Genomic DNA, 21,997 nt, shown 5'->3' with positions numbered 1-21,997 from the left:
CCCTGCAATCATCGCGCCACTTAGCGCAGGTAATCGAACAACGATGTCTGCGTGATTTTCACAAAGGTCTGCTGGGATGCATCGCGCGTCAGCAACAGCGACTGCAACCGCGTCACTGCCGCAGCGATATCCAAATCTTCCAATCCGGAAATCGCTTCGGCAATGTTCAGGCTGCGGGTATCCAGCGCCTCTTTCTGGGAATCCACGGTCGCGCCCATCGCGCCCACCTCTGCCCGTTTTTCAGCAAGGTGATTTAGCGCACGATCCACATTGGCGATCATAGCGGACTGCGATTTGTCCTGAGTACGTATCAAAATCGGATCCTGTAGGTTTGCGCTGTTGGTCTGAAGCTGCTGTAGCGACCCAATTGGCGCCTTGGGTTCGTCGCTACGCGACATTTGGGAAATAGTCATATAACCGGCGGCTTCCAGGATGATGCCTTCGCCATCATCGGCCAATGATGCGGTAATGCCTGTGTTTGCGGTTTCCGCATTGATGGCATCGATCATCGGGCCATGCAGCCCCGCGACAACAGCTGCGGATACTTCGACAGACCCTGTCGGCCCTTCGATCGTCATCGTCACCGTTTTTTCGGTCCGATCTGCATTCAGTTTCAATTCGGCTTTTTCGGCGACCTCTAGCTTCGGACGGGCGTTATACATGGCCTGACCAAAGCTCGCGATAAGCCCGTCGATCATGTCAAACATGCCTTCGGTGCCGCCATCGACAGCACCAAACAATTCGCTGCCATTCACGCCAACGGGCAATGTCAAAGTTTCCGACAACCGTTGCGAAGGCCGACCTTCGTCACCGTTGTAAATCACGCCCTCTTTGGTTTCGGTGAACGCAGGGCTGGGCGAATAGCCAGAAAACAGCGGCTGCCCCAGACCATCGACGCGGTTTGCAATTTCCACCAACGACGACCGCAGCGTTTCTGCTTCGGCCCGCAAACCAGCAAGCCCAGCGCCGGTTAACGTGTCGTTGCCCGCCGTGATCGCCAGTTCCTGCATACGGCGCATGATCACTGCAGCATCCCCGATGGCCTGATCCGACAGCGCGACACGGCTGGACGCCTGTTCAGCGGCATTGGCAAAATGGGCAACGGCTGCTTGTTGTTCTTTGAACGCAGAAAGCTGCGCCGCCCGCATCTGATCCGCCGAAGATCGCGGATCATTTTTGCCCGATGAAATCAGCCCCTGTAGTTCTGAAATATCATCCTGCACGCGGGCGAAACCGCGCGTTGCGAATTCTGTAAATAGGACGTTACCGATACTCATGGGACCCTCAGAGTGAATTTAGCAAGGTGTCGAACAATTCGTTCGCCACGGTCAGGATACGGGCAGAGGCCTGATAGGCCTGCTGTTGGTCGATCAGGCGGGCGGCTTCTTCGTCCAGATCAACGGCGGTGCGGTCGGCATAAACGCGTTCGGCGCTTTCGCGGTTGGCATCGGTGACTTCGACGCGCGCTTTGGCGGCAGACACCATCGCGCCCTTTTGGGCCTGTAGCGCAGCAAGGATACGGCCAAAGCCGCCTTCGCCCGATGTCGGGTCCGCGTTTCGCAGCGCAGCCATCGCGTTGATGTTGCGGCTGTCGTTAATGAACCCATCATTCGCCATCATGACAAACCCATCGCCGTCCTGAGCCGATCCAGACAGCGCAAATTGCACGGTGCCGAATTCAGCGGCATTGCTGTCATCCAGCGTGCGTTCCGCGATAGTGTGACCTGTGTCATTGTCGACCAAACGCACCACGCCTGCTGCGGCATCTGCAACGTCCACACGCACGGACGGAGAATATCCGCTCAGCTCGCCTGCCTCGTACCCGCCGCCCAATCGCATGGGGGTGGCACCTTTCATGACGATAATCAGATCTTCTTCGGGTAGGTTATCCAGAGTGATCCGCTGACTTGCGGCAGATGTGACAGTGATATCAGCGTCAATCGATGCGCCCGTCGACGATGTGAACGTTAGATCGTCGCCCGACACTTGCATCGTCATGCCCAACACACCGAACCCTGCGGCGGTTGCACCTGCGGATGGTTCAATGCTGACAGGGCCTGTGCCCGGATCAAAGGTGAATTCGATCTGACCACCGACCAGCGCCGCCGACCCCGGAAACCCCGTTGGAACTGCGGCACCACCCGTGGAAACAGGCACCGTGTAAATTGTGCCGTTCACGTCAATATCCATCGACGATGGCAATCCTGCGGGGTCCATCGTTTGACCTGTCAGGGTTGACGCCGGCGATTGCGACTGCGCGATGCCGAAATCGCCCGCGCCGGATGTGCCCAACGGAACATACAAGGCCGCACCATCCAACGTGCCGTCATTGACCGAAATCGTCAGGCGGTTCGATGCATCAAAGCTGGCGGTCAGACGATCCTGTTCTGGGCCCGTCACAGTGATACCGCTGGTCGTCATGCGCAAAACATAGGTGTCTTCGCCCAGTTTCACCGACGTCGCCGCGCCAGCAGGCGGCAGGCTGGCCAATGCCGCGCCTGTCATCGCGGCTTGGGGGGCTTGGCTGCGCAAAGATGCCGCAAGTCCAGCCGCTGGATCGGCCCCGGCATAGGTGACCGTTTGGCCTGCGATATTCAGGGTATATTGCGTGCTGGGCGCTTGGGCCGTTAGGCCGTCCACCGACGCTGCGCCAGCGTCAAAATCATCCATCGGGCTAAAGGCAAAGGTCTGCACGGCACCGGCCTGCCCATAGGATTGCGACACCAGCCCGCCGCCATTTGTATCTATGGCAGAGCTATACATCACGGAATCATAGCCCAATCCGAATGCCGACGGCGCATTGAACGTCAGCGTTCCCGTCACAGAAATGCTGTCGACGCCCGCCCCAATCGTCGTCGCCGTGCCGCTGGGCAATCCATATGCGCCCGCAGGCGATATGTCCATCGTACCGCCCGCCGAATGGCTAAAGGCCGAAATCGCGATGTTTTCGCCGTCAGGGTGGTTCAGGACAATCCGCGACCCGTCTTGGGCCAGACTGGCGGTGATGCCCGTTGCCGCGGTACGCGCATTGATCGCCGCCGCGATGCTATCCATCCGCCCGCCTGACACCAGACCATTGATCGACAACGGTTCGACGTTGGTACCTTCGATCACAAACGACACATTACCATCGGCACTGATCGTCAGGCCCGCGCTGGTATCGGCATCAACCGACATGCCGGTGATGTTGGGCGCGATCATCGCCGCCGCGCGCGCCGCCGAAGCGCCTTGCGGCAAATTAATTTCCTGATCTTCGCCCAGAATGTAACCGATCGACAACGTTTGTGCATCCGACAGCGGACGCTGAGCGGGCGATGTCCATGTGATTGGCGCAGCTAATGTTAGGTTGACCGTTTCAGCCCCTGGAATGATTTGTTCACTACGGGACAAACCGCGATAGCCGTCCGCGTCATTTCCATACAGGTAATCACGGATATAGGTGGCCCCGTCAAAGAAACCGTTGTCTTCGGTCAAAAGGGCCGCAGCGGCCGTTGCATCCAACGCCGGTCCTGCCAGCTGTACGCCGTTGCGGGTGAAAATCTGGATCTGCCCGCCGCCCGACTGTGCGGGGATCAACGCGCCCGCAGACGCCCCTGCCCCCGATGACAGCGTGGCAGCCGCATCAAAATCGCCGACGCCCAGCGCCAACGACAACGACCCAGAGGTGCCCGCAGCATGAACACCCAGATCCGACAGCGTTTCGCCCGCTATCGTTTGGACCGTTCCCGCATTCAGCGCAGCGGCTAATTCGGATGCGTCTGCCGCGCCAACTGCGGATAGATCAAAACTATACGACGTACCCGAAATCGAAAACGTCAACGCCGTCGCCGATGCCGCCTGCGCATCCGATACGACGAAATCCTGCGTCGATTGCTGACCCATAGCCGCCAATGACAAAGACGACGCAGAGGCAGGCACATACCCCACAACACCCGACGACAACAAATTCGCCGCATCGGCACCCGACCCAGACACAGGCAGAATGGTCGACAGGTCAGGAACCGCAGGTTCAGATGCGGGAACCAGCGCCATAACCGCATCGGCGGTGCCCGAATTGCTGGCCAATGGCGCAACCAGATTGGCGGCGGATGCGGCGAATTCTGCCGGATCGTTCAGCGCCATTTTCATATCGATCGCCTTGCCCGTGCGCGGCGAAATCGTCAGCCGGTCACCATCGGCAAAGGTTCCGGTCAGGGTCAGCGTCACACCTGACAATGTCAGAACGGTCGCGCCGCGCCCGATTTCGGTGCCTGCCTGATCTTTGGCAATCCATTCGCCTGCAGCGTCATCACGGGTCAGGGTAAAGGTTTGTAGATCATCGGCCAGTTCATCGTCAGTGACCGTGAATTCCACAAAGGCAGAGCCCTGATTGACCAAATCGGGTTTGACGTTCCAACCGTCCATGGAAAACAGTTCGCCACCGAAATCGCCGTTTTTGTCCAAACCCGTCGAATGCAGCGTGTTCACATCGGTCGCGATACGGCGCGCAAAAGCGTCCAGCTGCACCGCCGCTTCATCGATGGCAGCCATCGCTGCGCGGTAACCTTCGATCAGGCCGCCCGTAATTTGAGTGCTTTCTTTGGACACACCATCGCGGGTCAGAACCATGCGCAGGTCTTCGTCGGTGTCCAATTCGCTGCGCACAGCTTCGCCGATATCGACCAGGATCGGGCCACCTTCGTTGTCGCCCAGATAAACCTTGGCGCGTCCGAATTCATCCAATTTGACCTTATTGCCAACGATTTCGGATATATCGCGCAGCAGGCGGTCGCGTTCATCCATCAACGGGTTCAAACCGCCATTGTCATTGGATGCGCCGGTCATTCCGTCCTGCAATTCGGCCAAAGCGGACATTTTTTCGTTCAGCAAATCATTTGCCGTGTTCGCTTGGGTCACCACATCAGCGCGCAGCGACTGTAGGCCCACGGCGACATCTGCGATGGAGGTGGCCAAAGAATTCGCAGATTCCATCGCCGCCTGACGCAGCGCAGTATCGGCAGGGTTCCCCGACAGCGTGGACAAACCGCTAAAGAAACGGTCCAAACCCGTCGCAATCCCGCCAACCGACGGCAAAAATAGGTCTTCGATCGCACTGCTGATCGTCTGAAATGTTTCGGCAGAGGTATATTCGCCCGCAGTCGTGCGCACCCGTTCGGCCAAAAACCCGTCAAAGGCGCGGCGCACCTGATCAACGATGACGCCCTGCCCGCCTGAATTCTGGCTGGTCACGGTCATCTGGCCGCCAGCGATTTCTTTGACGACCGTATCACGGCGGCTGTACCCATCGGTCGCTGCGTTGGCGATGTTTTCGCCTGTCGTCGTCAGCGCCGTGCGATAGGCCATCAGGGCCGATGTGCCGATATCAAGAAGGTTGGGCATCTATCTGTTACCTGTATGTGTGTCCGCCGAATTGACGGAAAATGGCATCTGAAATGCCCAGATTTGTGCGGTTTGCGGTGACTTCGGCGACTTTGCTGTCAAACAGGCCTTGGGCCATTTCAACGCCTTTGCCGCCTGTCAGTTCGTCGCCGAAACTGGCTGCGCGCCCCGCCTTGAGCATCATCGTCACAAAGAGCGATTCAAATCCGTCTGCCGCGTCGCGTAGGTCCTGCTCGGTTGCGCGGCCGTTGTTGTTCAGGCTGGGGGCCTGTGTTTGATTGACGGAATACAATGATGCGGGTGCGTTGATATCCATTGGGCTGTTCCTTAGATCACGACCAGTTCGGCACGCAGAGCGCCTGCTTCGCGCAAGGCTTCTAGGATGGCGACCAGATCACCAGGGGATGCGCCGACCGCGTTGATGGCATCGACCAGCGACGCAAGTGATACGCCTGGATCGAACAAAAATGCCTTTGCGGGGTCTTCGTTGATGTACAGTTGGCTGTCAGGCGTCACGATGGGTTCATCGGGCTGAATGACAGTGGTGTCGCCGTTCATCGCAATGGTGGCCTGTTGCTGCACATCGTAGTCTTCGTTCACGGTGACTGTCAGACCGCCGTGGGTGACGGCTGCGGGGGTGACTAGAACTTCGCCGCCGATGACAACGGTGCCGGTGCGGGAATTCACGACCACTTTGGCAGCGGGTGGATCTGGGGTGACTTCGATGTTTTCCAACAACCCCATGAACGACACGCGCTGATCGGGATCGGCAGGTGCACGGACACGGATCGTCGTGCCGTCCAGCGCCACGGCCACGTCTGGGCCAAACACTTCGTTAATGGCTTCGGCGGTCGCAGCGGCGGTCGAAAAATCGCCGCGGTTCAGGTTGATCATCAGATAGTCGCCATCTTGAAACGGGCTATCGACCATACGTTCGACCGACGCACCATTCGGGATGCGGCCAACGGTGGGGATGTTCACAGTGACCGAACTGCCGTCCGCGCCCTGAACGCCCAAACCACCGACAATCAAGTTGCCTTGGGCGATGGCATAGATTTCACCATCCGCCCCCATGAGCGGGGTCATCAACAGCGTACCGCCTTGCAGCGATTTCGCCTGACCAACGGTCGCAACGGTGACGTCGATTTCTTGGCCTTCTTTCAAGAACGGGCCCAATTCAGCGGTGACCATAACGGCGGCGGCGTTTTTGGCGTTGATGTCGCCAACTTCGACCGCCAGCCCCATGCGCGACAGCATCGACTGCATGGATTGCAAGGTCAGGCCAGAGTTACCATCACCGGTGCCAGACAGGCCAACAACGATGCCGTACCCAACCAGCGGGTTCGACCGTACGCCGGAAATGGTGGTCATATCCTTTAGACGATCCGCCTGCGCGGCCCCCGCGCTCAGGACCAGCGCGGCGATCATGACAAAAACGCGGATCATAGCGGCGCCGCCACTGTCATGGCGCGACCCAGCCAACCCGGGCGCGCGGTATCTGCGGTTTGGCCTGCACCGACATATTGGATATCAGCGTTGGCGATACGGTCACTATCGACGGTGTTTTCTGCGGTAATGTCCTCTTGGCGGATAATACCGGTGACGCGGATGTATTCGTTGCCTGTGTTCAGGGTCAGGCGTTTTTCGCCCATGATTTCCAGCAATCCACCCGGCAAAACCCGCGCGACCTGTACCGTCATGCGGCCCCGCAGCGAATTCGATTGCGCGGCGGCACCGCTGCCGGCGAACGACTGCGACGAACTGGTGGTCAGCGCGCTATCATCCAGCGCCCCCAGAAAACCCGGCAAATCCGCGCTATAGGACGACGAACGGCCATTGCTGGCGCTTTGCGATTTCGAGGCCGAAAAACGTTCGGACAATTCGACGGTCAGAACATCGCCAACTTGGGATGCGCGGCGATCCTGAACAAACAAACCCTGCGCCGCGGCGGAATAGATACCGCCCGTCGGATTGCGCTCTGGCTGATAGGATGCTTCGACCGGATAAACTGGTTCGTAGCTGGCGGAAGTAACCTCTTGGACGTAGGTGGATGTGCATCCAGCGACCAACGAAAGACCGGCAATTATGGACAAAATACGCATGACGATTAACCCATTTTATTCGACATGTAGCGAAGCATTTCGTCCGCAGCCGAGATTGATTTTGAATTGATTTCATAGGCGCGCTGGGTTTCGATCATATCGACCAATTCCTGCACCACGTTGACGTTCGATGCCTCGAGCATGCCTTGGGTCAACTGCCCCGCGCCTTCGGCTTGGGGGGCGGACACAACAGGTTCGCCGCTGGCCAAGGTTTCCACCAGAAAGTTTTCACCGATGGGTTCCAAACCGCGCGGGTTGGCAAAATTGGCCAGTGTGATCTGACCGACCTCTTCGGGTTGGGTCTGACCGGGCATGATGACGCTGACGATGCCGTCGTTGGAAATGCTGATTTGCGACGCCCCAGCGGGGATCTGCATTTCAGGCTGTACGACATAACCCGATGCGGTGGTCAGCGTGCCGTCTTGGTTCATGGAAAACGAACCATCGCGGGTATAGCCGATGCGGCCATCAGGCATCAGAACCTGAAAGAAACCTTGCCCGTTGATCGCCACGTCCAGCGCGTTGCCCGTGTCGGTCAATGCGCCTTGGCTATACAATTTGTCGGTGCTGACAACACGCACGCCCGTACCAATGGCCAGTGCCGATGTCAGGTTTGTTGCCTCTGACGTTTGGTCGCCGCCGGGGCGTTCGACCTGATACAGCAGGGATTCAAAATTGGCGCGGTCGCGTTTGAAACCGGTGGTATTCACGTTCGCCAAGTTGTTGGCGATCACCTGAAGGCGGGTTTGCTGCGCGTTCAGGCCGGTTTTCGCGACGTGCATTGCATCGGTAGACATCGTAAGGCTCCATCATCGGTGGCTCTGTTGATGTCTATGCTGCAAAGGGCGTGCCAACCGTACGGCACGGGGCGTCAATTGTTTAGGAAATTATTCGCCTGGGGGACGCATTAATGATGCGCCTGCTTCGTCCAGTTCTTTGGCAGTGGTGATCATTTTCATGTTCATCTCGAACCCGCGCTGAATATCAATCGTCGCCAGCAATTCTTCGGTGGCATTGACGTTCGATCCTTCTAATACGCCCTGCCGCACAATCGCCATCTGGTTGGGTTCGGGCACGGTTCCATCGACGCGACGGATCAAGGCGTCTTCGCCTTTGGTCAGCGCTTCGCCCTCTGGGATGACCGTTGCCAACAGGCCGACTTCGATCTTTTCGCCCTCAGCACCGCCGATGGGTTCGATAACGACCTGACCGACTTCGGTGATCTGGATCGATCGATAGGGCGGGACCACAATAGGTTCGAATCCCGCGTTCAGCATCAATTCATTGGCGCCATTGACCAACCGTCCCTGCGCATCAGTGGCCAGATCGCCGCGGCGGGTTAGACCGACCTCTCCGTTGCCTTCGCGGGCGTAAAAGAAACCGTCCTCCATAATGGCGACGTCAAACGGATCGCCCGTTTGATCCATGAAACCCGTGTCATTGGAAAACGATGCGCGTTCCGATTCCAATTGGAACAACCGGCTTTCGAACGTCTGTCGATCTGTCAGCTGCGCCGACCCTTCATAGGTCGGCATGTCGCGCCGGAACCCCGGCACGTTCATATTGGCAAGGTTGTTCGCAGAAATGGTATGCAAGTTTCGCGATGAATCTATCGTGTTCATCATCGTGTAAATCATACGATCCATTTCTGCGTCTCCTTTATCCTAGAAAATCCGATTAGTTGCGGATGTTCATAATGGTCTGCATCAGGGACGACGATGTTTCCATCGCCTTGGCGTTTGCCTGATAGTTCCGCTGTGCGGTGATCAGGTTTACCAATTCTTCGGTCAGGTCGACGTTGGACCGTTCCAGCATGCCCGACTGCAATTGGCCCAAACCGTCTTCGCCTGGGGCGGTGTGCATGGGTTCCCCCGATTCAGCGGCAGCTTCGAAACTGGCGTTGCCCGCCTGACGCAACCCCTGAGGGTTCGAGAAATTCGCCACAGCAACACGGGCCAGCGCGATACGTTCATCAGATCCGTAATTCGCCCAGATAACGCCCATCTGGTCGACCTCTAGGTTCGACAGACCGATCGGGTTTTCACCGTTATGATTTGCAGCCATCACCGCAAACGGGTCTTCGGACAGGTTCGATGCGCTGGGGTCAATCGTATATTCGACCGCACCATCACCAAATTCCATTGTACCCGACGCGGCCGTTACGCGGCCCAGCGTGTCAAAAGTAACCGTTTCAGTGGCTGGCGCATTCGCCGATGGGACCTCTAGACCGTCGACGGTCATCCGCATTTCATAAACGGTCGTGTCATCCAAAGGATCAGGCGATTTGGTTTTGATGAAATAGGCGCGCGCCTCTACCGATTCACCGTTTCCATCCATAACGGGGATTGGTGTCGAAAATGCGTATGTCGTGGAATCCGCAGGATCAAACGCATTGGTTGGCGGGATCGCATCCTGATTGTTCAGCATCGCGTCATCGACAGGGAAATTCAGGTCCAGCGTCATTTCCGACGTTGCCGTAAATTCACCGCGGGTCAACGGGATCTGCACAGGGCTTAGGGCAGAGGTATTGCTGTCCAGCATAGACCCGTCTTGGGCAACTGGCCATGTCATCAGCGGACGGCCTGCGCTGTCTGCGATCTGACCATTGGCATCCAAACTGAACGCCCCGTTTCGAGTGTATTGAATTTCCGTTGGCTTGCCTTGCAAATCCAGCTGCGGCGCGACCGCAAAGAAACCTGCGCCTTGGATCGCCATATCCAATGTCTGGCCCGTCGCGACAAAGTTGCCTTGTTCGAACTGAACCGCAACGCGGCTCATGTGGGTACCGGAACCCACGACGGTGCGGAAACTGTCCATCGGCGTGGTGTAGTAATCGTCTTGGAATTCCGCGCGGCTTTTGCGGAATGCGTTTGTGCCCACGTTTGCGATGTTGTGCGAAGTGGTCGAAATGTCCTGCTGTGCGGCAATCAGCCCGGACAGGGCAGTGGTCATACTCATCTTTATCTTCTCCGAGGCTGATATTTAACGGAAGGCGCTGACTTCTAAGCTGTCGAGAGCGCCATAGTCCTCGACCAGCAATGTGATATTTGGCGTTGCAGGGCCGCCCAATGCGCTTTCGACACGGGCGAATACGGATACTGGTGCACTAATCGTGCCAGTTTCGGATGTGCCGGTGACGGTCACCATCACGGGGCTGCGGCTGTCTGCGATTTGTGTTGGAACATCTTCCCAATCAAAGGACATCCAACCATCGGAATGGGCACCCAATTCTTGGGTATGCAGAATGTTTCCGGTGGTTGGGTCGGTGTAGGTCACGGTGACGTCTGACACCGCGGCCTGCAATTCGGCCATACCGCGTACGGCGCCATCATTGCCCGGACGCGCGATATTGCCCGATGCCAAAACCGAACGGCCCAAAAATCCGGCCGCTGTCTGGACCTGATTGTTGGACACGGCTTCGGTCAGGGCCTCGATGCCGGCGTTGACGTCCTCGATGCCTTCGACGGTGGAAAACTGCGCCATCTGGCCCAAGAATTCGGCGTTATCCATTGGCGACAGGGGGTCTTGGTTCTGTAGCTGAGTGGTCAAAAGGGTCAGAAAATCCTCTTGGGCCAGCATACCGTTGCTGGCTTCGGAATTTGTGACCTCTCCGACGCGATTCAGGTAAAACGGGTTACCGGTGGTGGCTGTTACTTCGGTCATTGTTTACCTCATTTGCCCATTGTGACCGTGCGCGACATCAGCGTGCGCATGGTGGACACTGTTTCCAGAACGTTCTGGTATTGGCGGCTGGCCTCCATCATCTCGACCATCTCTTCTTCGACGTTGACGGTGGATTGATAGATGAACCCGTTTTCATCGGCTTTGGGATGATCGGGGCGATATCTCGCTTCGGGATCACGGGCCAGATCAACAATTTCGGTCGCCTGCGTTGTGGCCAGAGTGTTGATGTCGCGCACGGCACCCGAATACTGGGTTTCAAACACCGCGCGGCGCGCCTGATAGGCCTCTTCGGGGGTGGATGCGACACTGTGCGCGTTGGCGATGTTCGACGCCAAAGTGTTCATGCGCACCATCTGCGCAGACATAGACCGCGCACCGACATCAAAGATATTGTTCAGACTATTGGTCATCATTCACCTCGGATCACGTTCATCAGGCCGCTGATACGGCGGTTCAACAGCTCTAGGCTGGTTTGATAGCGAACGGTGTTTTCGGAAAATTCCATCTGTTCGACGGCCATATCCACCGTGTTGCCATCCAATGACGGTTGGGTTGGAACGCGGTATCCCGCCTGATCTGTCCCATGGACGGTCGCGATGGGCATGTGACGATCTGCGGACGTACGCAGGTTGCCGCCCATCTGGGTTTGCGACGCAAGGACAGAGTCAAAATCGATGTCGCGCGCCTTGTACCCAGGGGTCGCGGCGTTCGCGATGTTCGATGCTAGCAAATCATTGCGCTTGCCACGCAGGACTAACGCCTCTGTGTGGATACCTAAACCTTCTCTTAAACCTGTCGTCATTGTCATTGTCTGGTCCTTCGACGGGGAAACCGTTCTTCGGGCCAACTCATGCAAAGCCTGTGCCAAGTTTCGCTGAAACCGGAGTCGAGATGCCGAAAGACCAATATTTGCCGCGAAACGCGACACGCAAAAAAGCGGCTCGAACTGTCGTTCGCAAAGCGTCGAACCCGATTACGCCAGCCGAATTGGAACTTTTGCAAAACGAATATGCAATGACCGATCCCGGATCTGATCGCCGTTTGCTGCGGTCGATCTTGATGGAGCTGTTGGTCACTGAACCGCCCAAAGAACCCGCCTTTAAACCCACCAAACTGCCCGAACCCGAACCAGAACCCGTTCCAGAACCGGAACCCGCCGAAGAACCCGCACCGCCGCCCAAGCCCGACAAGCCTAAAAAGGAAACGTCGATGATGTCGCTAGACCTAAGCGATGCCACGATGATGCTGCAGTTCGGCGGCGACGAAGAGGAAGAACCCGTATATCCGGAAAACGATCCAGAACCAGAGGCCGAAGAACCCGCCGCGATCGATCTGGGCGGTCTGGCCGATTTGGACGCGCCAACCGACGAAGAGGTCACAGCAGAAGTCACCAACGCATTGGCCGAAGATACCGGCGATGCGCCTGCGCCCGACCCTGCGGCATTCGCGCCTGCGACCCCATCGACGGTCGCAGATGTGTCCAATGATGACTGGGATCCGTTTGCCGAAATGGAAGACAGCGCTGGCGACGCGCCCGCTGATGCGGCGACGGACACGCCTGCGCCGACCGATACCGATGTCGCCGATACACCTGCAGAGCCGGAAACGGCCAAGAGTGATGTTCTGTCAGATGACTGGGATCCGTTCGCCGATGATGAACCCGCGGCAACACCGGATCCAGAACCAACAGACGCCTCTGCAGTGCCCACGGCATTGGATGATTGGGATCCGTTTGCGGAGGATGACACACCAAAGGCCGACACCGCGCCAGAGCCAGAATCCGAACCGACACCCGAACCAGAACCCAAGGCGGAACCCGAGCCAGAGAAGCCCAAGAAAGGCAAACCGCAAGTCGCCGATTTGGATTCTTTGTCGGCGGACTCGGCGCTGTTTGACCAATTGGGCGGCAGTTTCGGCGATATGGACGATTAAAAAAGGCGGGCCGCTGGGCCCGCCTTTGTTCATAAGTGGCGTGAATGGTGATGGTCTAAATCAGACGAGGTTGCGATCCCGTGCGATCATTGCCGCTTGGGTGCGGTTACGTGCATCCAGTTTGCGGCTCAATGTCTTAACGTGCAGTTTCACTGTGACCTCTTGCAGGTCCAGATCACGCGCGATTTCTTTGTTCGATTTACCTTCGCAGATGCCGCGCAGCACATCGGTTTCCCGTTTGGTCAACAGGCCGTCGCCTGCTGCTGGAGCTTCTTGCATGAACCCGAATGGCGCATAAGTTTCACCCGCCGCCATGAAACGGATCGCGGTGACCATCGATTTCGACGCCAGAGTTTTGGGAACAAACCCCGCAGCGCCTGCTTTTAGCGCCGCATCAGCCACGTCGCGCGTTGCCGTACCCGACAGGATCGCAACGGGGCGCCCATCGTTGGCGTCTTTCATTTTTGTAAGTCCGTCCAGACCATTCATGCCCGGCATGTTGTAATCCAGCAAAACAACATCAAAACTGCCTGTTTCGTCGGTGATCGACAGCGCTTCGTCCAGCGAAGCTGCCGTTTTCACTTCGACCACGCCTTCGGCCAATAGGAAAGCCGCTACCGTTTCCCTGACCAAATCGTGGTCGTCTGCAATCAATACTCGCATTGTCGGCTCCGTCTCTCTTCGGATTGGACCGGTCTGTCCGAAAGTACCCGTTCCAATCGAGCTGGCACCTTGACCAGTGCCCTGTACATTATGGTTATACATTTTATCTCACCATTCAAATTTGCGTTCGCCTAACGCTACCTTTGAATGGATACCGCACAACCTTGCGATGACGTACCCTAACGAACGTATAACTGGGTAATCACACGGGTCAGTGTACTATACTTTCGTATAAAATCGTATGCCTTTGCGATGTCGCATCCTAGACTGATTGGTGCCAAAAAATAACGAGTGAATAATTGACCAAGGGATTGATTCCATGAACACGCAAAATTTTGGACTTCGGTCCCTTGCCGCCGCAGCAGCCGTCATCGCGATCACCGTTGGCACCAACGCCCAAGCCCAAGAAATGAATGTTCCTCAGGGCGTTACAATCCTGACCGTTTCGGGTGACATTACCAACACGAACGCTGACGGCACCGCCAATTTCGATCTGGAGATGCTGCGCGCCCTGCCCGCCACCACGTTTGAGACGACGACCATTTGGACCGAAGGGGTACAAACCTTTACCGGCGTCGAGCTTCATACATTGCTGGAAACTGTCGGTGCGAACGGCGAATCGCTGCGCGCGACGGCGATCAATGATTACGCCATCGAAATCCCACTAGCCGAAGTTTTCCCCGGCGGGGCATTGGTTGCATATGAAAATAACGGATCCCCAATGAGCGTGCGCGACAAAGGCCCTCTTTGGGTAGTATTCCCATACGATAGTTCAACTGATTTTCAGAAAGAAGTCGTCTACTCTCGTAGCATCTGGCAACTTGACAGAATTGAGGTTCTTGATTGAACCTCTAAGGCGTCATAGGCCTGTATAACAGGAATAGTCGTGCAAACATTGGATTCAGAAAAGCGGCCCCTAGGGTGGGCTAAGCTTGGCATCTTGGGTGCCGTGCTGGTCATATGTTTTGGCGCGATTGCTATTCTGGCCCTAGAAGTTAACCGAAAAATTGATGAACAAGCTGCGGCGAATTCGGACAACATCCAATGGGTGTTGTCCCAACTAGAGGTTGAATACCTTGGCCTAATATCCGCCATAGACAACCACGGCACCACCGGTGACATTTCAAATGTCAGGCTACGGTTCGACATTTTGTACAGCCGCCTCGTGACCTTTGAAACGGGCAAAGCCTATGCAAACCTGCGCAATGATATCGATTTTGCCGCGCGGTTGGGCGGCATTTCATCGACCCTAGATAGCCTCATTCCGGTTATCGATTCCTCTGACGAAAATCTGGCGCAATCGCTGCCCGCGCTGCGTCGTGATCTGGAAACGCTGGCGACGCCGATCCGCCAAATGGCACTAATCGGTATAGAATTTTTCGCTAATGTGGCTGACAGCAGCCGACATATCGTTTGGCTGACGCTGATGCGGGTCGCCGCGCTAACCATGGCTTTGGTTTTGGCATTGGCAATCTTGTCGGTGGTGCTGTTCCAACTTTACCGCGTGGCCCAGCGAAACGCCGATGAAATCAGCGCGGCCTCTGCCCGATTAGAGGCAATGGTTTCGTCCACTCTTGATGCTGTGATCGTGATTAACGAAGCGGGCAGGATCGTTGAATTCAACGGATCGGCTGAATCCATCTTTGGCTACAGCAGGGCCGAAGCGATCGGCGCGCCGCTGGTCGATATGATTATCCCGCTCAAGCATCGCAAGGCCCACCTAGAGGGTATGAAAAGACACCTGCGCGATGGCACCTATCACGTCGTAGGTCGCGGCCGCGTACAGATGGACGCGCTGCGCAAAAATGGGGAAATGTTCCCGTGTGAATTTTCAATCGCCCGCGCGAATACCAAAACCGGTGTCCTGTTCGTTGCCTTTTTGCGCGACAATTCTGCACAAGTTGCGGCCGAACGCGAGCTGTTGGCCGCCCGCGACGAAGCGTTGGCAGGCGAAAAAGCCAAAGCCGATTTCATGGCCGTCATGAGCCATGAAATGCGCACCCCCCTAAACGGGATGCTGGGCACAATTGAATTGTTGAACGACACTGACCTGACTGAAAGACAGCAGAATTTCCTAAAGATCATGGAAACGTCGGGCCGATTGTTGCTGCACCATGTCAATGACGTTCTGGACATCGCCCGACTGGATTCCAACAAAGTCATTGCCGAACGCAATCCGTTCGATTTGTCACAGTTGGTCGCAGAAATCATCGACAGCCAGCACGGTATTTCCGCGACGAACAGAACCGAAGTTCTGTGTAATCTAACCGATCTGGGATCGCCCACCGTTTTGGGTGATGAAAAACGCCTACGCCAAGTGATCATGAACCTGCTGTCCAACGCGATCAAATTCACCCGCGACGGCACAGTATCGATCGAAGCCGAACAAATCAGTGACAGCGACATCGTTGAATTCCGTATTACAGACACCGGTATCGGCATTCATGATGACGACCTGAACCGCATATTCGATGATTTCGTGACGTTGGACAGTTCTTACGCCCGCGAATTCGGCGGCACTGGATTGGGTCTGGGCATTGCAAAACGATTGGTTGAATCGATGGATGGCACCATTGGCGCCGAAAGCGAACCCGGTGACGGCAGCCTATTCTGGTTCCGCATTCCACTGCCCATCCTGTCCAAATCAAAATCCACCGCGCTACAGTCCGCTGATGCTGGCAAAGACCTAGCAGTGTCGAATTCGATGGATATTCTGGTTGTCGAAGATAACCAGATTAACCAACTGGTTGTCGAAGAAATGCTGACCAAAGACGGCCATCGCGTCACATTGGCAAACGATGGACGCGAAGGCGTGGACAAAGCGGCACAGCAGTATTTCGACCTGATCCTGATGGACATTTCGATGCCTCGTATGGACGGCATCACCGCCTGTGTCGCGATCCGCAACGGCGACGGACCCAACAGAAATTCACGCATTATCGCGCTGACCGCCAACGCCCTGCCCGAAGATATCGAACGGTTCAAAGAAGCCGGCATGAACGACGTCCTGATCAAACCGATTTCTCGTTCGAAACTGGCCCGAACAGTGTCCGTGACGCCTGCGGAACCTAGCACGCAAACCGCGACGCCAATCGCTGCGCCAATCCCGCAACCCGGTCAAATCGTCCCTGTCGAAACCGTGGATAATGAAATGTTGGCGGACCTGATCGAAGATTTGGGGCCGCAGATGGCGTCGAACCTCATTTCAACGTTCGTGACCGAAACGGATGCGATGGTGGAAAATCTGGTCGAAACCCCGCCCGACGATGACGTGCAAATGATCGCAGAAATCCACAAACTGGCGGGATCTTCGTCAATGTTCGGCACGGTTGGTTTCAGCAGCCTGCTGCGATCATTGGAAACGATCGGCAAAACAGAAAGCGCCGAAAAAATGCGCGATAAAGCGCCTGAAATGCGCGAATTGTGGGATGCAACACGGGCCGAGCTGACAGAGCTGGTCGAAGACATGTTGGCGGAAGAATAATCCAACTCTTTGCTTGACCAAGTGGTCTATTTTGTCTCAACTGACCGAAATATGATCAAATCCCGCCGAGGTCCCCAATGTCCGCAGCAATGAACGACCCAGCCACCATTATCGAGGCTGACCGCGCCCATGTTTGGCACCATCTGGTGCAGCACAAACCCTTTGAAACCATTGATCCGCAGATCATTGTCGAAGGCAAAGGCATGCGCGTTTGGGACATCACGGGCAAGGAACATCTGGACGCCGTATCAGGCGGTGTTTGGACGGTGAACGTCGGCTATGGCCGCACCGAAATTGCAGACGCCGTGCGCGATCAGCTGGTAAAAATGTGCTATTTCGCGGGCGCCAAAGGCACCATTCCGGGCGCGCAATTCGCCGAACGTTTGATCGGCAAAATGCCGGGTCTGTCGCGCGTTTACTATGCAAACTCTGGGTCCGAAGCGAACGAGAAAGCGTTCAAAATGGTTCGCCAGATTTCGCACAAACATTACGGCGGCAAGAAACATAAAATCCTGTACCGCGACCGCGACTATCACGGCACCACCATCGCCTGTCTGTCTGCGGGCGGGCAACAGGAACGCAACGCACAATACGGCCCCTTTGCCCCCGGTTTCGTCGAAGTGCCCCATTGTCTGGAATATCAGGCCGACAATCCCGGCGAGGGCTACGGCGAACGCGCCGCCCAAGCGATCGAAGATGTGATCCTACGCGAAGGCCCCGACACCATCGGTGCGCTGTGTCTGGAACCGATCACCGCAGGCGGCGGCATCATCGTGCCTCCCAAAGGGTACTGGGAACGCGTTCAGGAAATTTGCCGCAAATACGATATCCTGCTGCACATCGACGAAGTCGTTTGCGGTCTGGGCCGTACGGGCACTTGGTTCGGGTATCAACAGTTCGGCATCCAGCCCGACATCGTGACCATGGCCAAAGGTGTGGCATCGGGATACGCCGCGATTTCGTGCTGCGTCACCACCGAACGCGTCTTTGACATGTTCAAAGATGACACCGACAAAATGGGCTATTTCCGCGATATTTCGACGTTCGGCGGCTGTACCTCTGGCCCTGTGGCGGCGCTGGAGAACATGAAAATCATCGAGGACGAAAACCTGTGCGATAATTCGACCGCGATGGGTCAGCGCATGAACGACAACCTAAAGGCGCTGATGGATAAACACGCCTGCATCGGCGAAGTCCGCGGCATGGGCCTGTTCCAAGGTGCCGAACTGGTCCAGTCGCGTGAAACCCGCGAACCTATGGACGAAAAACGCGTGATGGCGGTTGTCGCCGACTGTTTGAAACAGGGCGTGATCATCGGCGCGTCGAACCGGTCTATGCCCGGATTCAACAACACGCTGCTGTTCGCCCCTGCCCTGATTGCCGGAGCGGATGATATTGATGCGATCACAGATGCGGTTGATCAGGCCCTGACGCGAGTGATGGCGTAAACTGTGCTTTGCCTCTTTGGGTCTTTCGTGATTGAAAAGGCCCAAAGAGGTGACACATGCAATGGATCGCAATCGATTTGACCACGCAGCGCGCGTGGAAAATGGACGGGCATAGCCCGATTGAGACCCGTACAGGGTCAACCCCAGCAGAGCTGATCGGCGACTGGACCGGCCCGCAAGTCATCGCAGGCCTGCCCGATGCGCCCGTTCTGAATGTGCCGTGCAAAGCCACGCCCGAAAACGGGGCATTCCCCCGCGTCCGCCAGACCAACCCGCAGGCGCAATTGCCACACTCAGCCGCTGTCGCCGGTTTGGTCGCGATGGATGACCGTTGGGATGGGGTGATGATTTGGGTCACGGATCAGGTGCATTGGATCCACGTCAGCGCGGGCGAAATCATCAGTTTCCAATCCTCGGCCCTGCCGCAGATGTACGCGCCCTATGCCGTTGATGCACCCGATGCGGATGCGTTCGGCGCAGGATTATCGATGGGACTGGATCGCCCCGAACGAATGATGGCGCATTTGGCGGCGCTGGACGCGATGGGCCTGAACGCGGCGCAGCGCGCGGGATATGCTTTGGGCATTTTGACAGGCACCGATCTAAAATCCGCCCGCGCCTATTGGCTGGGCCAGCAGGTGACCGTTGTGGGCAGCGGCCCGATTGCGGATGCCTATGCGCAGGCGCTGGCCGCGCAGTCCGCGCCTGTGTCTACCACCACAGATACGACTTTGGCCGGTTTGACGGCTGTGTTTAAAGGAATGAACAAATGATCTTTGGCACTTTGCCCGATGGCCGCAACGTTGAACGCGTCACAATCACAAACGGCGATCTGTCAGCCAGCATCCTGACCTATGGCGCGATCCTGCAGGAGGTGCGCCTGAACGGGGTGGCTCATAGCCTGACGATTGGGTCGGAAAATCTGGACGATTACCTAACCACCATGGCGCATTTCGGCCCGATCGTTGCGCCCGTTGCGAACCGCATCGCTGGCGCCCGCGCGCGAATTTCGGGCATCGAACATATGCTGACCCCGAACCAAGGCCGCCATATTCTGCATTCCGCCGAAGCAGGCAGCCAGCGCAAGCTATGGACGATCGAGGATCAGACCGAAGACACCGTGACCCTGTCCGTGCGCCTACCGGATGGAGAGGCAGGTTTCCCCGGCAATCAGGATGTCATGGTGCATTTCGCCATTCTGGCAGACAACGTGCTGCGCCTAGAGGTCACCGCGAAAACCGATGAGGACAGCATCATCAATATCTGCAACCACAGCTATTGGAACCTGACAGGCGCGCCAAATATCGTGGGGCATCAGCTGCAAATCCGTGCGGATGAATATTTGCCAACGGACGAAGATTGCATCCCCACCCATATAGAACCCGTCGAAGATACGCCCTATGATTTCCGCGCCTTGCGCGACGTGATCCCGGGCGAACCTGATCTAGACCACAATTTCTGTCTGTCCCGCGGGCGCACCGATCTGCGTGATGTGCTGACGTTCAAAGGCGGCGATCTGACCATGACCATGGCCACCGATATGCCCGGCATTCAGGTCTATGACGCGCGTGGATCGTCAAAAACGGGCCGTGCGGATTACGCGGGTCTGGCGTTTGAACCGCAGTTCTGGCCAAACGCCCCGCACGAAGCACGCTTTCCTAAAATCAACGTGCCCGCAGGGGGCGTTTGGACCCAAGAGGTCGAATGGCGGTTTAGCCGCTGACGTTTTCGTACCAGCGGATTAGGGTTGCGCGGTCCTCGGGGTAGATAAAACTGGCCGAGGGCGGCGGCATCGCGTGGCTGACCCCTGCCTGCATATAGATCTGTTTGGCGTGGTTCGCGATCTGCTGCGGGTTTTCCAAAATGACACCTTTGGGCGGCACATTGATCCCCGGCCAGCTGGGTTCGGACGCGTGGCACATGGAACAGTTGCCCAAAACAATGTTGGTCACGTCTTCGAACTCTGCCGCCATGGCGTAATCATGAGCCGTGTCTGACATCGCGCTTTCGGTTTCGTAATCCCAGCGGGCGGATGTCGACAACCACATGATGCAGATGAACAGGATCACCGTGATGGCCCACGTCCAATGCGGGTTGCCTTTGCGCGCGTGGATCGAATTGAAATAATGGCGGATCGTGACGCCCATCAGGAACACCAGCGACGCAATCACCCACGCGTATTCCGTGCCGAATGCCAGCGGATAGTGGTTCGACAGCATCAGGAAAATCACGGGCAACGTCAGATAGTTGTTATGCGTCGACCGCTGTTTTGCGATTTTACCGTATTTCGCATCAGGCGTGCGGCCTGCAATCAAATCCGCGACCACGATTTTCTGGTTTGGGATGATGATGAAAAACACGTTCGCCGACATGATCGTCGCCGTGAACGCGCCCAGATGCAGCAATGCGGCGCGGTTCGTGAATATTTGGGTATAGCCCCACGCCATCACGACCAGAATGACATACAGCAGCAACATCAGCCGCGTGTTGTTGTCACCGAATTTCGATTTGCAGATCGTGTCATACAGAACCCAGCCCACGGCCAGTGACGCCACCGAAATGCCTGCCGCCTGCCAAACGGGGATGTCCAATTTGGACGGGTCCACCAGATACAGATCGCCGCCCAGATAATAGACCACGAACAACAGGGCAAAGCCTGACAGCCACGTCGAATAGCTTTGCCATTTGTGCCAAATCAGGTCCGAAGGCATCGAGTCGGGCGCGACCAGATATTTCTGTATGTGGTAGAACCCGCCCCCGTGCACTTGCCATTCTTCGCCGTCCGCGCCCGATGCCAAATTGCGGTCGCGGTGCAGGCCCAAATCCAATGCGATGAAATAAAACGACGATCCGATCCACGCGATGGCCGTGATGACATGCAGCCACCGAACCGCAAATTCGATCCAGTCTAGAAACAAATACACCATCAGCTGCCCCGATACGTCGAAAAGCCAAAGGGCGATAGCAGCAGCGGCACATGGTAATGATCATCTTGCGCCATGCCGAAGCGGATCGGGATCAGGTCCAGAAACAGCGGTTCGGGCAAATCGCCGCCCTGCCCGCGCAGATAATCGCCTGCGTGGAACACCAATTCGTATTGGCCCGTTTTGAAATCTTCAGTGGGCAGGATAGGCCCGTCCGTACGGCCATCTGCGTTTGTAATTTTGGTTGCGATCAACGCGGGCGTATCCCCCGACAGATCATAAAGTTCGATTTTCATACCCGCGGCTGGGGTGCCAAGGGCTGTATCCAACACATGGGTGGTCAAAAAACCGCCAGTCATGCCTAGTCTCCAAGCGTTTTGA

The 21,997-nt window shown here is 56.7% G+C and carries 20 protein-coding genes; 6 read left to right on the top strand and 14 right to left on the bottom strand.

All coding sequences use genetic code 11. The features are described 5' to 3' along the window. Positions 1-20: 20 nt before the first annotated feature. From flgL to flgB, 11 genes are all read right to left on the bottom strand, one after another. Positions 21-1,277: a flagellar hook-associated protein FlgL gene (flgL, locus tag ACXAGA_RS08630; protein ID WP_475117077.1), complete on the bottom strand. Its 1,257-nt coding sequence runs from the start codon at positions 1,275-1,277 to the stop codon at positions 21-23. 7 nt (positions 1,278-1,284) lie between these two features. Continuing rightward, positions 1,285-5,379 carry a flagellar hook-associated protein FlgK gene (gene flgK / locus ACXAGA_RS08625; RefSeq protein ID WP_475117076.1) on the bottom strand — a complete coding sequence of 1,365 codons (4,095 nt, stop codon included), beginning with the start codon at positions 5,377-5,379 and terminating at the stop codon, positions 1,285-1,287. A 7-nt stretch (positions 5,380-5,386) separates the two neighbouring features. After that, positions 5,387-5,695 (bottom strand): rod-binding protein, encoded by a 309-nt coding sequence (locus tag ACXAGA_RS08620; RefSeq protein WP_475117075.1) that lies wholly within the window; start codon positions 5,693-5,695, stop codon positions 5,387-5,389. Positions 5,696-5,706: 11 nt separating this feature from the next. Continuing rightward, complete coding sequence (locus tag ACXAGA_RS08615; RefSeq protein WP_475117358.1) at positions 5,707-6,822, bottom strand: flagellar basal body P-ring protein FlgI; 1,116 nt, start codon at positions 6,820-6,822, stop codon at positions 5,707-5,709. Next, positions 6,822-7,481 carry a flagellar basal body L-ring protein FlgH gene (locus ACXAGA_RS08610; RefSeq protein ID WP_475117074.1) on the bottom strand — a complete coding sequence of 220 codons (660 nt, stop codon included), beginning with the start codon at positions 7,479-7,481 and terminating at the stop codon, positions 6,822-6,824. Before ACXAGA_RS08610 ends, ACXAGA_RS08615 begins: the two co-directional genes overlap by 1 nt. 5 nt (positions 7,482-7,486) lie before the next feature. Continuing rightward, positions 7,487-8,278 (bottom strand): flagellar basal-body rod protein FlgG, encoded by a 792-nt coding sequence (gene flgG, locus ACXAGA_RS08605; RefSeq protein ID WP_475117073.1) that lies wholly within the window; start codon positions 8,276-8,278, stop codon positions 7,487-7,489. Positions 8,279-8,368: 90 nt separating this feature from the next. Further along, positions 8,369-9,127, bottom strand: a complete 759-nt coding sequence (locus tag ACXAGA_RS08600) for a flagellar basal body rod protein FlgF (RefSeq protein WP_475117072.1) — start codon at positions 9,125-9,127, stop codon at positions 8,369-8,371. 31 nt (positions 9,128-9,158) lie between these two features. After that, positions 9,159-10,439: a flagellar hook protein FlgE gene (locus ACXAGA_RS08595; protein ID WP_475117071.1), complete on the bottom strand. Its 1,281-nt coding sequence runs from the start codon at positions 10,437-10,439 to the stop codon at positions 9,159-9,161. A 24-nt stretch (positions 10,440-10,463) separates the two neighbouring features. Then, the gene (locus tag ACXAGA_RS08590) at positions 10,464-11,144 is read right to left on the bottom strand and encodes a flagellar hook assembly protein FlgD (protein WP_475117070.1); all 681 of its coding nucleotides are present in this window, start codon (positions 11,142-11,144) and stop codon (positions 10,464-10,466) included. An 8-nt stretch (positions 11,145-11,152) separates the two neighbouring features. Next, positions 11,153-11,575 carry a flagellar basal body rod protein FlgC gene (gene flgC, locus ACXAGA_RS08585; RefSeq protein ID WP_475117357.1) on the bottom strand — a complete coding sequence of 141 codons (423 nt, stop codon included), beginning with the start codon at positions 11,573-11,575 and terminating at the stop codon, positions 11,153-11,155. Next, complete coding sequence (gene flgB / locus ACXAGA_RS08580; protein ID WP_475117356.1) at positions 11,575-11,967, bottom strand: flagellar basal body rod protein FlgB; 393 nt, start codon at positions 11,965-11,967, stop codon at positions 11,575-11,577. Before flgB ends, flgC begins: the two co-directional genes overlap by 1 nt. Positions 11,968-12,056: 89 nt before the next feature. Between flgB and ACXAGA_RS08575 the strand changes: the two genes are divergently transcribed. Further along, positions 12,057-13,097 (top strand): hypothetical protein, encoded by a 1,041-nt coding sequence (locus ACXAGA_RS08575; RefSeq protein ID WP_475117069.1) that lies wholly within the window; start codon positions 12,057-12,059, stop codon positions 13,095-13,097. 60 nt (positions 13,098-13,157) lie between these two features. Here the strand turns inward: ACXAGA_RS08575 and ACXAGA_RS08570 are convergent, their stop codons facing one another. Continuing rightward, positions 13,158-13,760, bottom strand: coding sequence for a response regulator transcription factor (locus ACXAGA_RS08570; protein ID WP_475117068.1), 603 nt, complete (start codon positions 13,758-13,760; stop codon positions 13,158-13,160). Between the two features lie 319 nt (positions 13,761-14,079). On the opposite strand from ACXAGA_RS08570, the gene ACXAGA_RS08565 reads away from it, so the two are divergent. The 5 genes from ACXAGA_RS08565 (at position 14,080) to ACXAGA_RS08545 (ending at position 20,415) form a co-directional block, all read left to right on the top strand. Continuing rightward, positions 14,080-14,607: a putative pterin-binding protein gene (locus ACXAGA_RS08565; RefSeq protein WP_475117067.1), complete on the top strand. Its 528-nt coding sequence runs from the start codon at positions 14,080-14,082 to the stop codon at positions 14,605-14,607. 39 nt (positions 14,608-14,646) lie between these two features. Then, a complete protein-coding gene (locus ACXAGA_RS08560; protein WP_475117066.1) occupies positions 14,647-17,244 on the top strand; it encodes a hybrid sensor histidine kinase/response regulator in 2,598 nt (865 codons plus the stop codon). Positions 17,245-17,321: 77 nt separating this feature from the next. Further along, on the top strand, positions 17,322-18,692 hold the full coding sequence (locus ACXAGA_RS08555) for an aminotransferase family protein (protein ID WP_475117065.1): 1,371 nt from the start codon (positions 17,322-17,324) through the stop codon (positions 18,690-18,692). Positions 18,693-18,748: 56 nt separating this feature from the next. Beyond that, positions 18,749-19,465, top strand: coding sequence for a 2-dehydro-3-deoxygalactonokinase (locus tag ACXAGA_RS08550; RefSeq protein WP_475117064.1), 717 nt, complete (start codon positions 18,749-18,751; stop codon positions 19,463-19,465). Beyond that, positions 19,462-20,415 (top strand): aldose epimerase family protein, encoded by a 954-nt coding sequence (locus tag ACXAGA_RS08545; protein ID WP_475117063.1) that lies wholly within the window; start codon positions 19,462-19,464, stop codon positions 20,413-20,415. The genes ACXAGA_RS08550 and ACXAGA_RS08545 overlap by 4 nt, the downstream gene beginning before the upstream one ends. On the opposite strand, the gene ACXAGA_RS08540 is transcribed toward ACXAGA_RS08545, so the two are convergent. Together ACXAGA_RS08540 and uraH are read right to left on the bottom strand one after the other, a co-directional pair. Further along, positions 20,405-21,619 (bottom strand): urate hydroxylase PuuD, encoded by a 1,215-nt coding sequence (locus tag ACXAGA_RS08540; protein WP_475117062.1) that lies wholly within the window; start codon positions 21,617-21,619, stop codon positions 20,405-20,407. The genes ACXAGA_RS08545 and ACXAGA_RS08540 overlap by 11 nt on opposite strands. Then, complete coding sequence (gene uraH, locus ACXAGA_RS08535; RefSeq protein WP_475117061.1) at positions 21,619-21,975, bottom strand: hydroxyisourate hydrolase; 357 nt, start codon at positions 21,973-21,975, stop codon at positions 21,619-21,621. The genes ACXAGA_RS08540 and uraH overlap by 1 nt, the downstream gene beginning before the upstream one ends. Positions 21,976-21,997 lie beyond the last annotated feature (22 nt).

This window comes from Marivivens sp. ABH4_498, from assembly GCF_056160585.1.
This window is presented reverse-complemented; position numbering and strand designations above follow the sequence as displayed.

Excerpts from the sequence above, each read along its gene's own strand:
- flgL (WP_475117077.1), bottom strand. The coding sequence starts at position 1,277 with ATGAGTATCGGTAACGTCCTATTTACAGAATTCGCAACGCGCGGTTTC.
- flgK (WP_475117076.1), bottom strand. The coding sequence starts at position 5,379 with ATGCCCAACCTTCTTGATATCGGCACATCGGCCCTGATGGCCTATCGC.
- ACXAGA_RS08620 (WP_475117075.1), bottom strand. The coding sequence starts at position 5,695 with ATGGATATCAACGCACCCGCATCATTGTATTCCGTCAATCAAACACAG.
- ACXAGA_RS08610 (WP_475117074.1), bottom strand. The coding sequence starts at position 7,481 with ATGCGTATTTTGTCCATAATTGCCGGTCTTTCGTTGGTCGCTGGATGC.
- flgG (WP_475117073.1), bottom strand. The coding sequence starts at position 8,278 with ATGTCTACCGATGCAATGCACGTCGCGAAAACCGGCCTGAACGCGCAG.
- ACXAGA_RS08600 (WP_475117072.1), bottom strand. The coding sequence starts at position 9,127 with ATGGATCGTATGATTTACACGATGATGAACACGATAGATTCATCGCGA.
- ACXAGA_RS08595 (WP_475117071.1), bottom strand. The coding sequence starts at position 10,439 with ATGAGTATGACCACTGCCCTGTCCGGGCTGATTGCCGCACAGCAGGAC.
- ACXAGA_RS08590 (WP_475117070.1), bottom strand. The coding sequence starts at position 11,144 with ATGACCGAAGTAACAGCCACCACCGGTAACCCGTTTTACCTGAATCGC.
- flgC (WP_475117357.1), bottom strand. The coding sequence starts at position 11,575 with ATGACCAATAGTCTGAACAATATCTTTGATGTCGGTGCGCGGTCTATG.
- flgB (WP_475117356.1), bottom strand. The coding sequence starts at position 11,967 with ATGACGACAGGTTTAAGAGAAGGTTTAGGTATCCACACAGAGGCGTTA.
- ACXAGA_RS08575 (WP_475117069.1), top strand. The coding sequence starts at position 12,057 with ATGCCGAAAGACCAATATTTGCCGCGAAACGCGACACGCAAAAAAGCG.
- ACXAGA_RS08570 (WP_475117068.1), bottom strand. The coding sequence starts at position 13,760 with ATGCGAGTATTGATTGCAGACGACCACGATTTGGTCAGGGAAACGGTA.
- ACXAGA_RS08565 (WP_475117067.1), top strand. The coding sequence starts at position 14,080 with ATGAACACGCAAAATTTTGGACTTCGGTCCCTTGCCGCCGCAGCAGCC.
- ACXAGA_RS08555 (WP_475117065.1), top strand. The coding sequence starts at position 17,322 with ATGTCCGCAGCAATGAACGACCCAGCCACCATTATCGAGGCTGACCGC.
- ACXAGA_RS08550 (WP_475117064.1), top strand. The coding sequence starts at position 18,749 with ATGCAATGGATCGCAATCGATTTGACCACGCAGCGCGCGTGGAAAATG.
- ACXAGA_RS08545 (WP_475117063.1), top strand. The coding sequence starts at position 19,462 with ATGATCTTTGGCACTTTGCCCGATGGCCGCAACGTTGAACGCGTCACA.
- ACXAGA_RS08540 (WP_475117062.1), bottom strand. The coding sequence starts at position 21,619 with ATGGTGTATTTGTTTCTAGACTGGATCGAATTTGCGGTTCGGTGGCTG.
- uraH (WP_475117061.1), bottom strand. The coding sequence starts at position 21,975 with ATGACTGGCGGTTTTTTGACCACCCATGTGTTGGATACAGCCCTTGGC.